General features: G+C 73.6%; 13 protein-coding genes. 9 read left to right on the top strand and 4 right to left on the bottom strand.

Annotation, left to right across the window (positions count from 1 at the left end; all coding sequences use genetic code 11):
* From hrpB to D3P35_RS24530, 3 genes are all read right to left on the bottom strand, one after another.
* Window positions 1-1,425 (bottom strand): ATP-dependent helicase HrpB (hrpB, locus tag D3P35_RS24540; RefSeq protein WP_232830624.1); only part of this gene is annotated, 1,425 nt, incomplete at its 3' end.
* A complete protein-coding gene (locus D3P35_RS24535) occupies window positions 1,422-1,781 on the bottom strand; it encodes a Rieske 2Fe-2S domain-containing protein (RefSeq protein WP_118138570.1) in 360 nt (119 codons plus the stop codon). The genes D3P35_RS24535 and hrpB, both read right to left, overlap by 4 nt.
* Before the next feature lie 100 nt (window positions 1,782-1,881).
* Window positions 1,882-2,433, bottom strand: coding sequence for a 2OG-Fe(II) oxygenase (locus D3P35_RS24530; RefSeq protein ID WP_118138569.1), 552 nt, complete (start codon window positions 2,431-2,433; stop codon window positions 1,882-1,884).
* Between the two features lie 188 nt (window positions 2,434-2,621).
* On the opposite strand from D3P35_RS24530, the gene D3P35_RS24525 reads away from it, so the two are divergent.
* The 5 genes from D3P35_RS24525 (at window position 2,622) to D3P35_RS24505 (ending at window position 8,810) form a co-directional block, all read left to right on the top strand.
* Window positions 2,622-3,386 carry an SDR family oxidoreductase gene (locus D3P35_RS24525; RefSeq protein ID WP_118138568.1) on the top strand — a complete coding sequence of 255 codons (765 nt, stop codon included), beginning with the start codon at window positions 2,622-2,624 and terminating at the stop codon, window positions 3,384-3,386.
* Between the two features lie 360 nt (window positions 3,387-3,746).
* Complete coding sequence (locus tag D3P35_RS24520) at window positions 3,747-4,925, top strand: aspartate aminotransferase family protein (protein ID WP_118138567.1); 1,179 nt, start codon at window positions 3,747-3,749, stop codon at window positions 4,923-4,925.
* Complete coding sequence (argF, locus tag D3P35_RS24515; RefSeq protein ID WP_118138566.1) at window positions 4,922-5,851, top strand: ornithine carbamoyltransferase; 930 nt, start codon at window positions 4,922-4,924, stop codon at window positions 5,849-5,851. The genes D3P35_RS24520 and argF overlap by 4 nt, the downstream gene beginning before the upstream one ends.
* A gap of 174 nt (window positions 5,852-6,025) precedes the next feature.
* Window positions 6,026-7,192, top strand: coding sequence for a hypothetical protein (locus tag D3P35_RS24510; protein ID WP_118138565.1), 1,167 nt, complete (start codon window positions 6,026-6,028; stop codon window positions 7,190-7,192).
* A 313-nt stretch (window positions 7,193-7,505) separates the two neighbouring features.
* On the top strand, window positions 7,506-8,810 hold the full coding sequence (locus D3P35_RS24505) for a DEAD/DEAH box helicase (RefSeq protein ID WP_232830623.1): 1,305 nt from the start codon (window positions 7,506-7,508) through the stop codon (window positions 8,808-8,810).
* A gap of 232 nt (window positions 8,811-9,042) precedes the next feature.
* Here the strand turns inward: D3P35_RS24505 and D3P35_RS24500 are convergent, their stop codons facing one another.
* Window positions 9,043-9,591, bottom strand: coding sequence for a TetR/AcrR family transcriptional regulator (locus tag D3P35_RS24500; RefSeq protein ID WP_118138564.1), 549 nt, complete (start codon window positions 9,589-9,591; stop codon window positions 9,043-9,045).
* Between the two features lie 159 nt (window positions 9,592-9,750).
* Here D3P35_RS24500 and D3P35_RS24495 point away from each other — a divergent pair, with 159 nt between their 5' ends.
* From D3P35_RS24495 to D3P35_RS24480, 4 genes are all read left to right on the top strand, one after another.
* Window positions 9,751-10,959: an MFS transporter gene (locus tag D3P35_RS24495; protein ID WP_118138563.1), complete on the top strand. Its 1,209-nt coding sequence runs from the start codon at window positions 9,751-9,753 to the stop codon at window positions 10,957-10,959.
* Window positions 10,960-11,043: 84 nt separating this feature from the next.
* The gene (locus tag D3P35_RS24490; RefSeq protein ID WP_118138562.1) at window positions 11,044-12,462 is read left to right on the top strand and encodes a deoxyribodipyrimidine photo-lyase; all 1,419 of its coding nucleotides are present in this window, start codon (window positions 11,044-11,046) and stop codon (window positions 12,460-12,462) included.
* Window positions 12,463-12,810: 348 nt separating this feature from the next.
* The gene (locus D3P35_RS24485) at window positions 12,811-13,941 is read left to right on the top strand and encodes an NUDIX domain-containing protein (protein WP_198670792.1); all 1,131 of its coding nucleotides are present in this window, start codon (window positions 12,811-12,813) and stop codon (window positions 13,939-13,941) included.
* Window positions 13,942-14,001: 60 nt separating this feature from the next.
* A complete protein-coding gene (locus tag D3P35_RS24480; protein ID WP_118138560.1) occupies window positions 14,002-15,042 on the top strand; it encodes a cysteine synthase A in 1,041 nt (346 codons plus the stop codon).
* Window positions 15,043-15,497: the final 455 nt, after the last annotated feature.

The following is a 15,497-nucleotide window of genomic DNA, read 5'->3' as shown; positions in this document are numbered from 1 at the left end:
GGCGGCGGGCGCCTCGCCGGGGCGGCGCAGGGCGCGCAGCCGGGCGTCGAGGTCGGTGCCCGCGCCGCGCAGCGGGTCGCGCTCGGAGACGAGGGCGGCGATCTGCGCGGCGGTCTCGCCCCCGCCCAGCGCCGCCCCGCGCAGCAGCATGTGCGCAAGGCGCGGGTGCAGCGGCAGCGCGGCGAGGGCGCGGCCATGCGCTGTCACGCCGCCGCGGGCATCGAGCGCGCCGAGGCTGGCGAGCAGCGCGCCGGCCTCGGCCAGCGCCTCGGCGGGCGGCGGGGTGAGGAAGGGCAGCGCTTCGGCCGGCGCGCCCCAGAGCGCGAGCTCGAGCCTGAGCCCGGTGAGGTCCGCCGCCTCGATCTCGGCCGGGGCGTGGGCGGCGAGCGCGCCCTCCTCGCCCTTCGTCCAGAGCCGGTAGCAGGTGCCCGGCGCCACGCGCCCCGCGCGGCCGCGGCGCTGCTCGGCCTCGGCCCGGGTCACCCGCTCGGTGACGAGGCGCGACATGCCGGAGCCGGGGTCGAAGCGCGCCCGCCGCGCCCGGCCGCCGTCCACCACCACCCGGATGTCGGGGATGGTGAGCGAGGTCTCGGCGATGGCGGTGGAGAGCACCAGCTTGCGCCGGCCCGGCGGCCCGGGCGCGATGGCCGCGCGCTGGCGGGCGAGCGGCAGGGCACCGTACAGCGGCTGCACATCGACATCGGCGGGAAGGCGGCCGGAGAGCGCCGCCTCGGTGCGGCGGATCTCGCCCTCCCCGGGCAGGAACACGAGCACGCCGCCCTCCGTCTCCTCCAGCGCGCGGGCGACGAGGCCGGCCAGCGCCTCCTCGAAGCGCGGCCCGCGGGCGCCGGGCCTGGCCCAGGGTGCGTCGAGATGGCGGGTCTCGACCGGGAAGCTGCGCCCCTCGGCGGTGATGACCGGCGCGCCCATCAGGGCGGCCACGGGGCCTGCATCGAGCGTGGCGGACATCACCACCAGCCGGAGATCCTCGCGCAGCGCACCGCGCGATTCGAGGCAGAGCGCGAGGCCGAGGTCGGCCTGCAGCGAGCGCTCGTGGAACTCGTCGAAGATAACGCAGGCGACGCCCGGCAGGTCGGGCTCGGACTGGAGCATGCGGGTGAGCACCCCCTCGGTCACCACCTCGACGCGGGTGGCGCGCGAGACGGCGGCCTCGCCGCGGATGCGGTAGCCCACGCGGGCGCCGGGGCTCTCGCCCAGCGTGTCGGCCATGCGCTCGGCGGCGGCGCGGGCGGCGACGCGGCGCGGCTCGAGCATCAGGATGCGGCCCTCGGGCAGCGCCTCCATCAGGGCGAGCGGCACCCGCGTGGTCTTGCCCGCGCCGGGCGGGGCCTGCAGCACCGCGAGCCCCTCGCGCAGCACGGTGGCGACGAGCTCGGGCAGCACCGCGTCGATGGGCAGGCTCACGCCGCGACCACCTTTCCGCCCTCCACCGCGACCGGGATGGCCCAGAGCCCGCAGGACACGGGGATCGAGCCCTCCGCCGGCGCGCCGGTGCGGGCGTCGAAGATCGCGGCGTGGTTGGAGCACATCAGCTTCGTGCCGTCGGCCGAGAGGATGCCCGGCGACCGCCAGTCCAGCGGCAGGTACTGGTGCGGGCAGGCGTTCCAGAAGGCGCGCACGGTGTCGCCCTCGCGCAGCAGGATCACGCCGAACTCGTCGAAGGTGAGCACCCGCGCGCCCTGCTCCAGCTCGGCGAGCGCGATCAGCGCCTGCCCGGGCGCCGGCGCCCCCTGCATGCTCTTCCAGGGCTCTCCTGCCATCCCGCGTCTCCCTCTGCCGTGACTTCGCGGGCGCATCATCCCGTTTCGGGCGGGATTTGCAAATCCGCCCGGCCCGGGGAGGCGTCAGCGGAAGGCGGGTTCAGCGGAAGGCGGGCCCGTGCACCCAGGTGGTGAGCGAGTAGCGCGCCCCGCGGCTCACCGGCGTCACCCGGTGCAGCACGAAGGCGGGAAAGAAGGTGGCCGAGCCGCGCGCCGTGCTCGCGGCGCGGATGTTCGCGTCGGCGTTGGTCTCCAGCGCGCCGCCGTCGTAGGCCTCGGGCTCGGAGACCTGCACCACGAGGGTGAGCTTGCGGCGCCGCGCCAGCACGCCGTCGCCGATATCGGTGTGCCAGTCGAAATGCCCGCCCTGCGCCTCGCCGTACCAGGCAAGCTGCATGCGCTCGGCGAAATCGGTGAGGGCGAAGTCGAAATGCGTGCGGTTCACCTCGGCCACCGCCTCCACGATGCGGGCCATCACCCAGTCGGCGGAGCCGGCATCGTCGAGCCAGGCGATGCGCGCGGAGCGGATGTTGTCGAGCATGTTGCCGCCCACCAGCCCGCCCTGGTCGAAGCCTGCCTCGTCCCCCAGCGCGATGAGCGCGTCGCATTCGGCGGGCGAGAAGAGCGCGGGAAGGGTGACGGGGGTGAACATCGGCATGGCTCCGGCTGGGAAGGCGCCGGTAGACCCGCTCGCGGCCCGCCTGTCTGGCACGGGGGCGACACGGGGCATGTCGTTTTCCGCCCTGCGGGCCCGGGCCACGGCCGCGCTGCGAACTCGGGCGTGGCCCCCTGCCCGCGCGGTGTTAGGTATCGGGGGAAAACAGAGAAGGAGAAGCGGAGATGAGCGAGCGCGTGGTGATCACCGGAGGCGGCAGCGGCATCGGGGCGGGCCTGGCGCGGGCCTTCGCCGCCCGGGGCGACAGGGTGGCGATCTGCGATGCGGACCCCACGGCCGTCGCGGCAATGGCGGCGGAGCTGCCCGGCCTCATCGCCATGCGCGCCGACGTGACCGACGAGGCGGAGATGGAGGCCTTCCTTTCCCGCGTCGAGGCGGAGTGGGGCGGGGTGGACGTGGTCTGCGCCAATGCCGGCACCGGCGGGCCCGCGGGGCGCATCGAGACGCTCGACTACGACGCCTGGCAGGCCTGCATCGCCACCAGCCTGCACGGCGCCTTCCTCACCTGCCGCTGGGCGGCGCGGCTGATGCGCGCGCAGGGCAACGGGCTGATCGTGCTCACCTCCTCCACCGCGGGGCTGGCGGGCTACCCGCTGCGATCGCCCTACGCCTCGGCGAAATGGGCGATCGTGGGGCTCACCAAGACGCTGGCGATGGAGCTCGGCCCCGCGGGCGTGCGGGTGAACGCCATCTGCCCGGGTGCGGTGGAGGGCCCGCGCATGGACCGTGTGGTGGCGATGGAATCCGCCGCCAGCGGCCGCTCGGAGGAGGAAACCCGCGCGCTCTACGTGCGCGGCGTGTCCATGCGCTCCTGGGTGAGCGTGGAGGACGTGGCCGCCACCGTGCTGCACCTCGCCTCGCCCGCCGCAAGGCGGATCTCCGGGCAGATCCTCGCCATCGACGGCCATACCGAGACGCTGGCGCCCTGAACGGGGTGTCGGCGGGCCTGCGGGCCGCACCCCGGACCGGGCCGCCCCATGGGCCGGCGGCCGAAGCCCGCCGCCGGTGCTTCACCTGCCGGCGCCCTGTCCTCTCCCCCCGGATGCGCTGCACCGGCGCCGCGCCTCCCGCGGCCCGGTGCGCGGCGTGCCGCAACAGTCCGGTGCGCGGCATGCCGCAACAGTCCGGTGCGCGGCATGCCGCGACGGTCCGGGCACAGCCGCGCGTACCGGCGCCGCACTTGATTGACATCCCCCGGTGCATCATGTTTTGTCCCGCGAGCCCCCCGTCGCGCGGTCGCCGGCGGGGTGTTTTCTTTTTACGCGACCGCCGCAGAGGAGACGACCGAGGTGATTACGCCCGTCCTGCCGACCTACGCGCGGGCACCGCTTTCATTCGTGAAAGGCGAGGGCCCCTGGCTGGAGACCGAGACCGGAGAGCGCTACCTTGACCTGGGAGCCGGCATTGCCGTGAACATCCTGGGCCATGCAGCCCCCGTGCTCGTCCGCGCGCTGGAGGAACAGGCCCGACGAGTCTGGCACACCTCGAACCTCTACCGGATCCCGAACCAGGAAGAACTCGCCGCCGGCCTCGTGGAGCACACTTTCGCCGACACGATGTTCTTCACCAACTCGGGCACCGAGGCGATCGAGTGTGCCATCAAGATGGCGCGGAAGTTCCAGAGCCATGCCGGCCACCCGGAGCGCTTCCGCATCGTCACCTTCCAGGGCTGCTTCCACGGCCGCTCCACCGGCGCCATCGCCGCCACGCAGGGCGAGAAGATGGTGGGCGGCTTCGGCCCCCTCATGCCGGGGTTCGACCAGGTTCCGGTCGACCTCGAGGCGGTGAAGGCCGTTGTGGGGCCGGAGACGGCCGCGATCATGATCGAGCCCATCCAGGGCGAGGGCGGCATCCGGGTGATCGAGGCCTCCTTCCTCAAGGCCCTGCGCGAGATCTGCGACGAGAACGGCATCCTGCTGATCCTCGACGAGATCCAGTGCGGCATGGGGCGCACCGGCCGGCTCTTCGCGCATGAATGGTCGGGTGTCACGCCCGACATCATGACCGTGGCCAAGGGCATCGGCGGCGGCTTCCCGCTCGGCGCCTGCCTTGCCACCGAGCATGCGGCCTCCGGCATGACCGCGGGCACCCATGGCTCGACCTATGGCGGCAACCCGCTGGGCTGCGCCATCGGCCTCGCCGTGCTGCGCGAGGTCACCGCCCCGGGCTTTCTCGACGGCGTGAGCCGGGCCTCCGGCCACCTGCGCCAGCGGCTCGAGGGGCTGGTGGCCAGCCACCCCACCATCTTCTCGGAGGTGCGTGGCCAGGGCCTGATGCTGGCGCTCAAATGCGTGCCGGCCAACGGCGAGGTGGTGAAGGCCGGCTATGCCGAGCACGTGATCACCGTGCCCGGCGGCGACAACGTGGTGCGCCTGCTGCCGCCGCTCAACATCACCGAGGCGGAGATCGACGCGGGCATCGCCCGGCTCGACGCCGCCGCCACGGCCATGGAGGAGGCGGCGCAATGACCCGGCATTTCCTCGACCTCCACAAGATGGAAGCCCAGACCCTGCGCGAGATCCTCGCGGATGCGCAGGCGATGAAGAACGCCCGCGCCGGCCTGCCGCGCGGCACGAAGGACGCCGAGCAGCCGCTCGCCGGCCGCGTGGTGGCGCTGATCTTCGAGAAACCCTCGACGCGCACGCGCATCTCCTTCGACGTCGGCATCCGCCAGATGGGCGGCGAGACCCTGGTGCTCTCCGGCTCGGAGATGCAGCTCGGCCACGGCGAGACCATCGCCGACACGGCGCGCGTGCTGTCGCGCTACGTCGACGCGATCATGATCCGCACCTTCGAGGAGGGCACCCTCCTCGAGATGGCGGAGCATGCCACCGTGCCGGTGATCAACGGGCTCACCAACCGCACCCATCCCTGCCAGATCATGGCCGACGTGATGACCTACGAGGAGCATCGCGGGCCCATCGAGGGCCGCAAGGTGGTCTGGGCGGGCGACGGCAACAACGTGTGCGCGAGCTTCCTGCACGCCTCGGCGCAGTTCGGCTTCGACTTCACCTTCACCGGTCCCCAGACGCTCGACCCCGAGCGCGAGATTGTCGACTGGGCCCGCTCCCACGGCGCGAAGGTGGAGATCGAGCGCGATGCCGAGCGCGCGGTGGAGGGGGCCGACCTCGTGGTCACCGACACCTGGCTGTCGATGCATGACGCCCAGAGCGCGCGCGAGCGCCGCCACAACCAGCTCCGCCCCTACCGGGTCGACGAGCGCCTGATGGCGAAGGCGAAACCGGACGCGCTGTTCATGCACTGCCTGCCCGCCCACCGCGAGGAGGAGGCGACCGGCGCGGTGATGGACGGCCCGCATTCGGTGATCTTCGACGAGGCGGAAAACCGCCTCCATGCCCAGAAGGGCGTGCTGCGCTGGTGCCTCGGGCTCTGAGCCACGCTTCCCCGGCCGGGGGCGGTTCCGCCGCGCCCGGCCGGCCTGCCGCTTCCGACCCCCGGGCTGCGCCACCCGCGCGCCCGGCCCGCCACCCCGCCGTGGCGCCCTGATCAAGATGCGGCCGCCCCGGCCCGGGCCCCCGGCCCCGGCCGCCGCCCCGCGGAGACGCTGATGCTGAACATCTGGCAGAGGAAGAGACCCGGCCCCCGCGAGCGGCTGTGCATCCTGCATGCGGGCCAGCACAAGACCGGCTCCACCACGCTGCAGAACTACCTCACCCAGAACGCCGCGCGCCTGCAGCGCGAGGGCGTGCTCTACCCCCAGGCCGGGCGCAGCGCCGCGCGCACCCAGCATGTCGACCTGGTGCGGCTCATCGCCGGGCAGCCGCTGTTCTCCACCGGCGAGGGGCTGGTGGAGGCCTTCGACGAGGAGATCGCGCGCACCGACCACGAGGTGCTGCTGCTCTCCTCCGAATTCCTGTGCAGCCCGCTCTACTTCCGCCCCACCAACCGGCTGCTGCAGGAGTTCCTCGCCGCGCGCGGCTACCGGCTGCACGGGGTGATGTACCTGCGCGACCAGCCGGAATACCTCAACTCCGCCTATGCCGAGCGGGTGAAGATGGGCCGCGAGCACCGCCCCTTCGCCGAGTTCGCCGAGGGCGTGCTGGCCGGCACCATCAACGGCGCCGGCTCGGCCACCAAGTTCCACCGCCTGCGCCGCCCGGAGGTGACCGACTGGGGCACCCACAGCTTCCGCCCCTACAGCCGCGCCGTGCGCCGGGCGGGGGTGGAGGCCGATTTCATGGAAACGCTGATCGGCGTGCTGGCCGAGCAGGGCCTCGCCCGCGGCCTCACGCCCGAGCGGGTGGCGGGCTTCACCCCCGCCGAGCGCGCGAATGTCTCCACCGGCCCGCTGCACATCGCGCTCGGCCGCCGCGTGGCCGCCGAGCTCGCGCCGCGCTTCGACCACCGCACCCTCGTGCGGGTCACCGAGGGCGTCTACACCGTCATCCACGCGATGCTGGAGCGCGAGGGCATCGCCGAGCGATCCTACACCGGCCTCACGCCCGAGATCTACGCCCGCATCCGCGCCCATTACGCCCACAAGAACCGCGCCGTGGCGCGCGACTTCTGGGGCCGGCCCTGGTCGAAGGTGTTCCCCTCCCTGCCCTCGGCCCGGCTCGAGACCAACGATCTCGACCTCGACAGCCCGCGCGGCCCCGCCGGCCGGCAGGAGAAGAAGGTCGCCCGCCTGTTCCGCCAGGTGATGCCCGAGGTGGAGGCCTCCGTGGCCGCGGCCCTCGCCAGCCTGCCGCCCGAGCCCGCCGACCAGGAATAGGCCGCTCCCGGCATCGGGCCGCGCGCGGCTCGGCACCCGAGGCTGCTGCACTGCACATAACCCCTTGCATCCGACGGCAGGACCGATTATCTGGACGGCTTCAACTGTGGCGTCGTTTCCTCCGGCAAGGCCGGGCGGGGCGACAGGCGCGGGACGGGGCAGAGTTCCGACCGGCGCCGGATCCCCACACCAGCGGAAGCGACAGCGCAAGGCGTGCGAGCACGTTCCGTCGCCCCCCTACCCCGTCTTTGCCAGATGCGCTTGGCGATGGCAGCACCCGGATGGCACCGCCATTCCGGACAAAGGACCTGCTTTGACCAACGACACGTTCCGGGCCTTCGGCCTGGCCCCGACCATTCTGTCCGCGCTCGACCGCGCCGGCATGACCACCCCCACCCCGATCCAGGCCCAGGCCATCGCCCCTCAGATGGAGGGCCGCGACATCCTCGGCATCGCGCAGACCGGCACCGGCAAGACCGCCGCCTTCGCCCTGCCGATCCTGCACCAGATCCTGGAAATGCAGGGCCGTCCCTCGCCCAAGACCACCCGTGCGCTGGTGCTCGCCCCCACGCGTGAGCTCGCGGTGCAGATCGAGGAGGCCTTCCGCAAGTTCTCCGACGGCGCCCGCCTCTCCACCGCGCTGGTGCTCGGCGGCGTCTCGCGCAATTCGCAGATCCGCCGCATGGCGCGCGGTGTCGACGTGCTCGTCGCCACGCCGGGCCGCCTGACGGACCTGGTCGGCGAAGGCCACATCCGCCTCGACGAGACCCGCTTCGCGGTGCTCGACGAAGCCGACCGCATGCTCGACATGGGCTTCGTGCGCGAGGTGAAGAAGATCCACGCGGCACTGCACCCGCGCCGCCAGTCGGCCCTGTTCTCCGCCACCATGCCCGACGACGTGGCCGGCCTCGCCGAGGGGTTCCTGCGTGACCCGGTGCGCGTCTCCGTCGCCCCGCAGGGCGAGACCGCGGGCACCATCACCCAGAGCGTGGAAGTGATGGCCCATGCCGAGAAGCGCTTCCGGCTGGCCGAGCTCGTCGGCAGCTCCGATGTCTCCCGCGTCATCGTCTTCGCCCGCACCAAGCGCGGCGCCGACCGCGTGGCCGAGAACCTCGGCAAGGACGGCGTGCCGGCCGAGGCCATCCACGGCAACAAGGCCCAGAACGCCCGCCAGCGCGCGCTCGACGCGTTCCGCTCCGGCCGGGTGAAGGTGCTCGTCGCCACCGATATCGCCGCGCGCGGCATCGACGTGCCGGGCATCAGCCACGTGGTGAACTACGAGCTGCCCGACGAGGCGGAGAGCTACGTGCACCGCATCGGCCGCACGGGCCGCAACGGCCAGGACGGCGTGGCGATCACCCTCTGCTCGCCCGACGAGGGCGACAAGCTGCGCGCGGTGGAGAAGCTCACCCGCCAGCGGCTCGCGCCCGAGGGCTTCCAGCCCGCGCCCTCCACCACCGCCCGCAAGGGCCGTGGCGGCAAGCCGAACACCGCCCGCCGCGCCCAGCAGGACGGCGCGCTGAGCGCCAAGGCCCCGCGCGCCCCCGGCGGCGGCAAGCCCGCCTCGGCCCGCCGGCGCCCCCGCCGCTCCGGCGGCCGCTCCGGCGCCGCCGCCTGAGCCCTGCGGCACAGCACTGACATCACCGCCGCCGGGAGCCCTCCCGGCGGCGTTTTGCTGTGCGGGGGCGCGGTGGCGATGACAGTCCCGGACAGCCGGGCCGGCAGGCGCGCGCCGCTCTCCCGCACGGACTGCGCCTCTCCCGCGTGAGGGCGGAAGCCGCCTTCTGCCAGGGGACACCGCACCTCCGCTCCCCGAGCGTGGCGGGATCGGGGAGGTCGGGCGCTCCCCCTCAGGCGACGATCTTGGCCACGATGGCGCGCACGTCCTCGCGCGAGAGGGGGCGGTCGTCGACCATGTTGTGCAGGGTCAGCCCTTCCACGATCGCGTCGAGCGCGCGCACGGTGTGGCGGTCGAAATGCCGCCCGAGCGCGGCGCGGCTCTGGCCCAGCCAGCCCTGCATCACCGTGCGCAGCACCGGGATGCGGCCGGTATAGGCCCAGAGCTCGCACACAAGCTGCATGTTGCGCGGGGTCACGATCCGGTCTCCGGAGATGCACTCCACCACCGCTTCCGCCGCCTCCGCGGGCGTGTGGGCTGCGTCGAGCAGGGCGGCGTAATCGGCGTGCATCTCCTCGGCCAGCCGGGTGAAGGCCTCGAGCAGCAGCGCCTCCATGCCCGCGAAATGATAGGTCATCGAGCCCAGCGGCACGCCGGCCTCCGCTGCCACCCGCCGGTGCGTGGTGCCCGCCACGCCCTCGGTCGCGATCACCTCCAGCGTGGCGAGCAGGATGCGCTCGCGCCGGTCCGGGTCGCGGCCCCTGTGCGGCTTTTCGGTCACCTTCGCGTCATGCCTCCCGCTCGTGCTGCAGCACCCGGTTTACAGGCCCGGTGCCGGGATGTACATCTGGGGTGTACAGATGTACATGCTTCCGGCCCGCTCCGCGCCACGGCGCGCGGCCCGGTCTCTCCGCCAGATCCAGGTTCCCAAGGTGCCCCAATGTCGCCCGCCACTCAACGCCGCCGCTTCGCGCTCTACGTGCTGTTCTTCGTGCCGGGCGTGCAGTTCGCCTCCTGGATCGCGCGCACCCCGGCGATCCGCGACCGGCTCGGCGCCTCCACCGCGGAGATGGGGCTGATCCTCTTCGGCCTCTCCATCGGCGCGATGGCGGGCATCCTCGCCTCCACCCCGCTTGTTCTGAAATTCGGAACCCGGCCGGTGATCGGCGCCGGCATGGCCTCGGTCACGCTCGGCCTCGCGGTGGTGGCGCTCGGCGTGGCGGCGGGAGCGCCGCTGGTGGTCTCCTTAGGGCTCGCGATGGGCGGGCTCGGCATGGGCGCGCTCGACGTGGCGATGAACGTGGAGGCGGCGGAGGTGGAACGGCTGATCGGCCGCCCCTTCCTCACCGGCATGCACGGCTGCTTCAGCCTCGGCACGGTGGTGGGGGCGCTGGCGGGCATCGGGCTCACGGCCCTCGCCTTCCCGGTGCACTGGCACCTCGCGGCGGTCTTCGCCCTCTCGGTGCCGCCGCTGGTGCTGGCGATGCGCCACATCCCCTCGGGCTTCGGACGCCGCGCCGCACGGGCGGCGGCGGAGCACGGCCTGCCCCTGCCCGCGCCGCGCAGCTGGCGCGACCCGCGCCTCGCGCTCATCGGCGTGGTGGTGCTGGCCATGGCCCTGGCGGAGGGTGCCGCGAACGACTGGCTGCCGCTGCTGATGGTCGACGGCCACGGCTTCGGCGCCACCGCGGGCTCGCTGGTGTTCACCGGCTTTGCCACGGCGATGACCATCGGGCGCTTCTGCGGCGGCCCGGTGATCGCGCGCTACGGCCGCGCGACGGTGGCGCGGGCCAGTGCGGTCTCCGGCGCGCTCGGCGTGGGGCTGGTGATCTTCGGCGAGGGGCCGGTGGTGGTGGGCGCCGCGGTGGCGCTCTGGGGGCTGGGGGCGTCGCTGGGCTTCCCCGTCGCCCTCTCCGCCGCGGGCGAGACCGCCCGGCCCGGCGAGAGCGCTGCCGCCCGGGTGGGGCTGGTGGCCACGGCGGGCTACGTGGCCTTCCTCGTCGGCCCGCCGCTGCTGGGCTTCCTGGGCGAGACCTTCGGCCTGCGCGGCGCGATGCTCGTGGTGCTGGTGCTCATGGCCATCGCCGCGGCGCTCGCCCCCGCGCTCGGCAGCGGACGGGTGGGCACGGGCCACGAGGCCCGGGCCTGATTTTCCGCGCCCCGGGGTGATCCGGGGCGGGCTGCGGCGCGTAGACCCATTGATGAAACCGAACCGCGCCCGCACGCTTCCCGCATGAGCGACACAGCACCCGCCCTGATCTGGTTCCGCCGCGACCTGCGGCTGGCCGACAATGCCGCCCTCACCGCCGCGGCGGCGGAGGGGCGCCCGGTGATCCCGGTCTTCGTGCTCGACCCCGAGACCGAGGCGCTGGGAGCAGCGGCGCGCTGGCGGCTGGGGCTCGGCCTCGCCGAGCTCACCCGCAGCCTCGAGGCCCGCGGCCTGCGCCTGGTGCTGCGCCGGGGCGAGGCGCGGCGCGTGCTCGGCCAGCTCGCCGCCGACACCGGCGCCGGCGCCCTGCACTGGACCCGGCTCTACGACCCCGCCTCGGTGGCGCGCGACACGAAGGTGAAGGCGGAACTGCGCGCGGACGGGCTCGACACCGTCTCCCACCCCGGCCATGTGCTCTTCGAGCCCTGGAGCGTGCAGACCGGCACCGGCGAGCCCTACAAGGTGTTCACCCCGTTCTGGAAAGCCGTGCGCGGCCGCGGGCAGGACCCCGCCCTGCCGGTGCCCGACATGCGCCCGCCCACGCGCTGGCCGGCGGGCGATCGGCTGGAGGACTGGGAGCTGGAGGCGGGCATGAACCGCGGCGCCGCGGTCGTCGCCCCCTTCACCGCGGTGGGCGAGCAGGCGGCGCGCGGCCGGCTCTCGGCCTTCCTGCACCACCATCTCGAGAGCTACGCGCAGGACCGCGACCGGATGGACCGCCCGGCCACCTCGCGCCTCTCGGAAAACCTCACCTGGGGCGAGATCTCGCCGCGCACGGTCTGGCACGCCGGCTGGCAGGCGATCGAGGAGGGGCGGCCGGGCGCCGAGGCCTTCCTGCGCGAGCTGGTGTGGCGCGACTTCGCCTGGCACCTGCTGCACCATTTCCCGGCCCTCGCCGAGCGCAACTGGCGCGAAGACTGGGACGCCTTCTCCTGGCGCGGCGACAGCGAGGAGGCCGAGGCCTGGCGCCGCGGCATGACCGGCGAGCCCATGGTCGACGCCGCGATGCGCGAGATGTACGTGACCGGCACCATGCACAACCGCGCGCGGATGATCGTGGCCTCCTACCTCACCAAGCACCTGCTCACCGACTGGCGCATCGGCCGGGCCTGGTTCGAGGATTGCCTGGTCGACTGGGACCCGGCCTCCAACGCCCTCGGCTGGCAGTGGACCGCGGGCTCCGGCCCCGACGCCGCCCCCTATTTCCGCGTCTACAACCCGGCGCTGCAGGCGCAGAAATTCGACCCCGACGGCCGCTACCGCCACCGTTTCCTCGCCGGTTTCGGCCCCGGACGCACCCATGGCGACGCGCTGAGCTACTTCGACGCGGTGCCCCGCTCCTGGGGGCTCACCGCCGAGACGCCCTACCCCGAGGCGCCGCTCATCGGGCTGAAGGAGGGCCGCGAGCGCGCCCTTGCCGCCTACGGCACCCTGCGCGACTGAGCCGCCTGCACGAAATCTTCATCCTCCCCGCGTAGCCCTGTCGGTGCCCGGGGCGCAGCGGCCGGGCGCCCCCGGCCTCGCGCGCGCTGCGGCGTCTGCGTGCGGGATGTGCGAGTTCTGCTCGAAATGCGGGGTCGGCAGGTTGAAACATCGGGAGGTTCGAAACAGGCTGGCCCAGAGGATGACCACCCCCTTTCCCGCCGGCACGGCCGGTCGCGGCGTGCCGGACGCCGGCTTGGCGAGGCGGGAAAATCATGTTCAGATACCGCCGCGGCGTGTTTCGGGGCCCGGTCTCCGGGCCTGCCGCCCGCGGCCCGCCGCGACGACCAGGAACAACAGGATCCCCCAGTGCCCCGTCAGATCTTCCTTTACGGAACCCTGCGCGACCCGCGCATCCTCGAAACCGTGGCCGGCCCCGGCGCCGCCGGGCTGCGCCTGCGCCCGGCCCGATGCCCGGATCACGCTGCGCTGGAAGTGGCGCAGACCGGCTGCCCGGTGCTGCGCCCCTGCCCCGGCGCCGAGGCCGAGGGGCTGCTGCTGGAGGACCCGGGCGCCGGGGTGATGGCCCGGCTGGAGTTCTTCGAGGCAGGGTTCGGCTATGCCCTCGCCCCCGTCACGGTCATCACCGCGGCGGGCGAGAGCGAGGCGCTGGCCTGGCTCGACCCCGGCGAGACGCTGCAGGCGGCCGGGCGCTGGGACCTCGCCGCCTGGACCCGGGCCGACGGCGGCGTGATGGCGGAGGCCGCGCGCGAGTACATGGACTACATGGACCGCGGCGCGGCGGCCCCCGCTCTCTGGCACGGGGTCACCATCCGCGCCCGCGCCCGCGCGAATGCCGCGCGCGAGACCCCGGTGCAGGCCCTGCGCCACGGCTTCACCCGCGACGACGTGGAGCTCGTGAAGCTCGAGCGGCCCTACGCGAACTACTTCGCGGTGGAGGAGCACAGCCTGCGCTTCCGCCGCTTCGACGGCGCCATGTCCGCGCCCATGCTGCGCGCCGTCTTCACCTCCGGCGACGCGGTGACCGTGCTGCCCTGGGACCCGGTGACCGACCGGGTGCTGGTGATCGAGCAGTTCCGCGCCGCGCCCTGGGCGCGCGGCGACAAGGCGCCCTGGACGGTGGAGACCGTGGCCGGCCGCTGCGACAGCGACGAGAGCGCCGAGGAAGCCGCCCGCCGCGAGGCGCGCGAGGAAGCCGGGCTCGAGCTGGGCCGGCTGGAGCAGGTCGCCGCCTACTACCCCTCGCCCGGCGCCACGGCGGAATTCCTCGTCTCCTTCGTGGCGGAGGCCGATCTCGGCGCGGCGGGCGGCGTGCACGGGCTCGACATCGAGGGCGAGGACATCCGCGCCTTCACCCTCTCGCTCGACGCGGCCCTCGCCGGGGTGCGCAGCGGCGAGATCGCCAACGGCCCGCTGGTGCTCTCGCTGTTCTGGCTCGCCGCGCAGCGCGAGAACCTGCGCCTGGCCTGGAGCGCTTGATATCGGGGCGGTGAGGTCCTAATTTCCAAGCGAACGCCTCACCGCCCAGGAAACCACACCATGTCCATGTACAAAGATCTCCCGCAGGCCGTCGGCCACACGCCGCTGATCCGGCTGCGCAAGGCCTCCGAGCTCACCGGCTGCGAAATCCTCGGCAAGGCGGAGTTTCTCAACCCCGGCCAGTCGGTGAAGGACCGCGCGGCCCTCGGCATCATCACCGACGCGGTGGCCAGCGGGCGGCTCGCCCCCGGCGGCACCATCGTGGAGGGCACGGCCGGCAACACCGGCATCGGGCTCGCGCTGGTCGGCGCGTCGATGGGCTTTCGCACGGTGATCGTGATCCCCGAGACCCAGGCGCAGGAGAAGAAGGACATGATCCGCCTCGCCGGGGCGGAGCTGGTGGAGGTGCCCGCGGTGCCCTACCGCAATCCCAACAACTACGTGAAATACTCCGCCCGCCTCGCCGCCGAGCTGGCGAAGACCGAGCCGAACGGCGCCATCTGGGCCAACCAGTTCGACAACGTGGCCAACCGCCAGGCCCATGTCGACACCACCGCCCCGGAGATCTGGGAGCAGACCGGCGGCAAGCTCGACGGGTTCATCTGCGCCGTGGGCTCGGGCGGCACGCTGGCGGGCGTCGCCATGGGCCTGCGCGAGCGCTCGAAGGACGTGAAGATCGGCCTCGCCGACCCCGATGGTGCCGCGCTCTACAACTGGTATGCGAACGGCGAGCTGAAATCCGAGGGCTCCTCGATCACCGAGGGCATCGGCCAGGGCCGCATCACCGCCAACCTTGAGGGGCTGACGGTGGACATGCCCTTCAACGTGCCCGATGCGGAGGCGCTGCCGGTGATCTTCGATTTGCTCTCCGAGGAGGGCCTGTGCCTCGGCGGCTCCTCGGGCATCAACGTGGCCGGCGCCATCCGCATGGCCAGGGAGATGGGCCCCGGCCACCGCATCGTCACCATCCTGTGCGACTACGGCACGCGCTACCAGTCGAAGCTCTTCAACCCCGCCTTCCTGCGCGAGAAGAACCTGCCCGTGCCCGCCTGGCTCGACCGCCCGGCCCGCGCCATCCCGCAGGTGTTCGAAGAGGCCTGAGCCCGCGCCGGTCGCCGCGTCCGCCCCTCCCCCCGGGGGGAGGGCGAAGGCCCGGGCTGCGGCCCGTTCGCGCCCGGCCCGGCTGCCGATCCCGACACCGAAACCAGCCCGGCGCGCGGCGCCGCCGCCCCGCCTGCCCCCCCGGTCCGGTCCGGAACCCGAGCGCCCGCGAGGCGCTGCGCACGGGCCTCGCCCCGGCGCGGGCCGGCGATCCGCTCCCTCCCGAGCGGTTGCCAGCCCGCACCGGGGGTTTTTCCGAGCACGGCTCCGCAGGCCTGCCCGCATCCGCCCGTTCGGCACGCGCGAGCCCTGTCCACCGGGCGCGCAGCGCCCGGCCCGGCCCAAGGAGGCGGTCACCGACAGGTGAGCGCATCGCGGGAGCGCCCCGGCCGCAAGGCCTCCTGCGGATGGGAGCGGGGCCCTCCCGCCCTCCGTCGACCCGCCCCTTGCGGGGC

The sequence above is a fragment of the Oceanicella sp. SM1341 genome, assembly GCF_003448965.1.
GTDB lineage: Bacteria > Pseudomonadota > Alphaproteobacteria > Rhodobacterales > Rhodobacteraceae > Paroceanicella.
The sequence above is the reverse complement of the archived record's forward strand: the minus strand, read 5'-3'. Positions and strand labels throughout refer to the sequence as shown.

Bases quoted from the DNA above. Each gene is read 5' to 3' on its own strand.
- D3P35_RS24535 (WP_118138570.1), bottom strand. From the start codon at position 1,781: ATGGCAGGAGAGCCCTGGAAGAGCATGCAGGGGGCGCCGGCGCCCGGG.
- D3P35_RS24480 (WP_118138560.1), top strand. From the start codon at position 14,002: ATGTCCATGTACAAAGATCTCCCGCAGGCCGTCGGCCACACGCCGCTG.
- D3P35_RS24495 (WP_118138563.1), top strand. From the start codon at position 9,751: ATGTCGCCCGCCACTCAACGCCGCCGCTTCGCGCTCTACGTGCTGTTC.
- D3P35_RS24510 (WP_118138565.1), top strand. From the start codon at position 6,026: ATGCTGAACATCTGGCAGAGGAAGAGACCCGGCCCCCGCGAGCGGCTG.
- D3P35_RS24525 (WP_118138568.1), top strand. From the start codon at position 2,622: ATGAGCGAGCGCGTGGTGATCACCGGAGGCGGCAGCGGCATCGGGGCG.
- D3P35_RS24530 (WP_118138569.1), bottom strand. From the start codon at position 2,433: ATGTTCACCCCCGTCACCCTTCCCGCGCTCTTCTCGCCCGCCGAATGC.
- argF (WP_118138566.1), top strand. From the start codon at position 4,922: ATGACCCGGCATTTCCTCGACCTCCACAAGATGGAAGCCCAGACCCTG.
- D3P35_RS24490 (WP_118138562.1), top strand. From the start codon at position 11,044: ATGAGCGACACAGCACCCGCCCTGATCTGGTTCCGCCGCGACCTGCGG.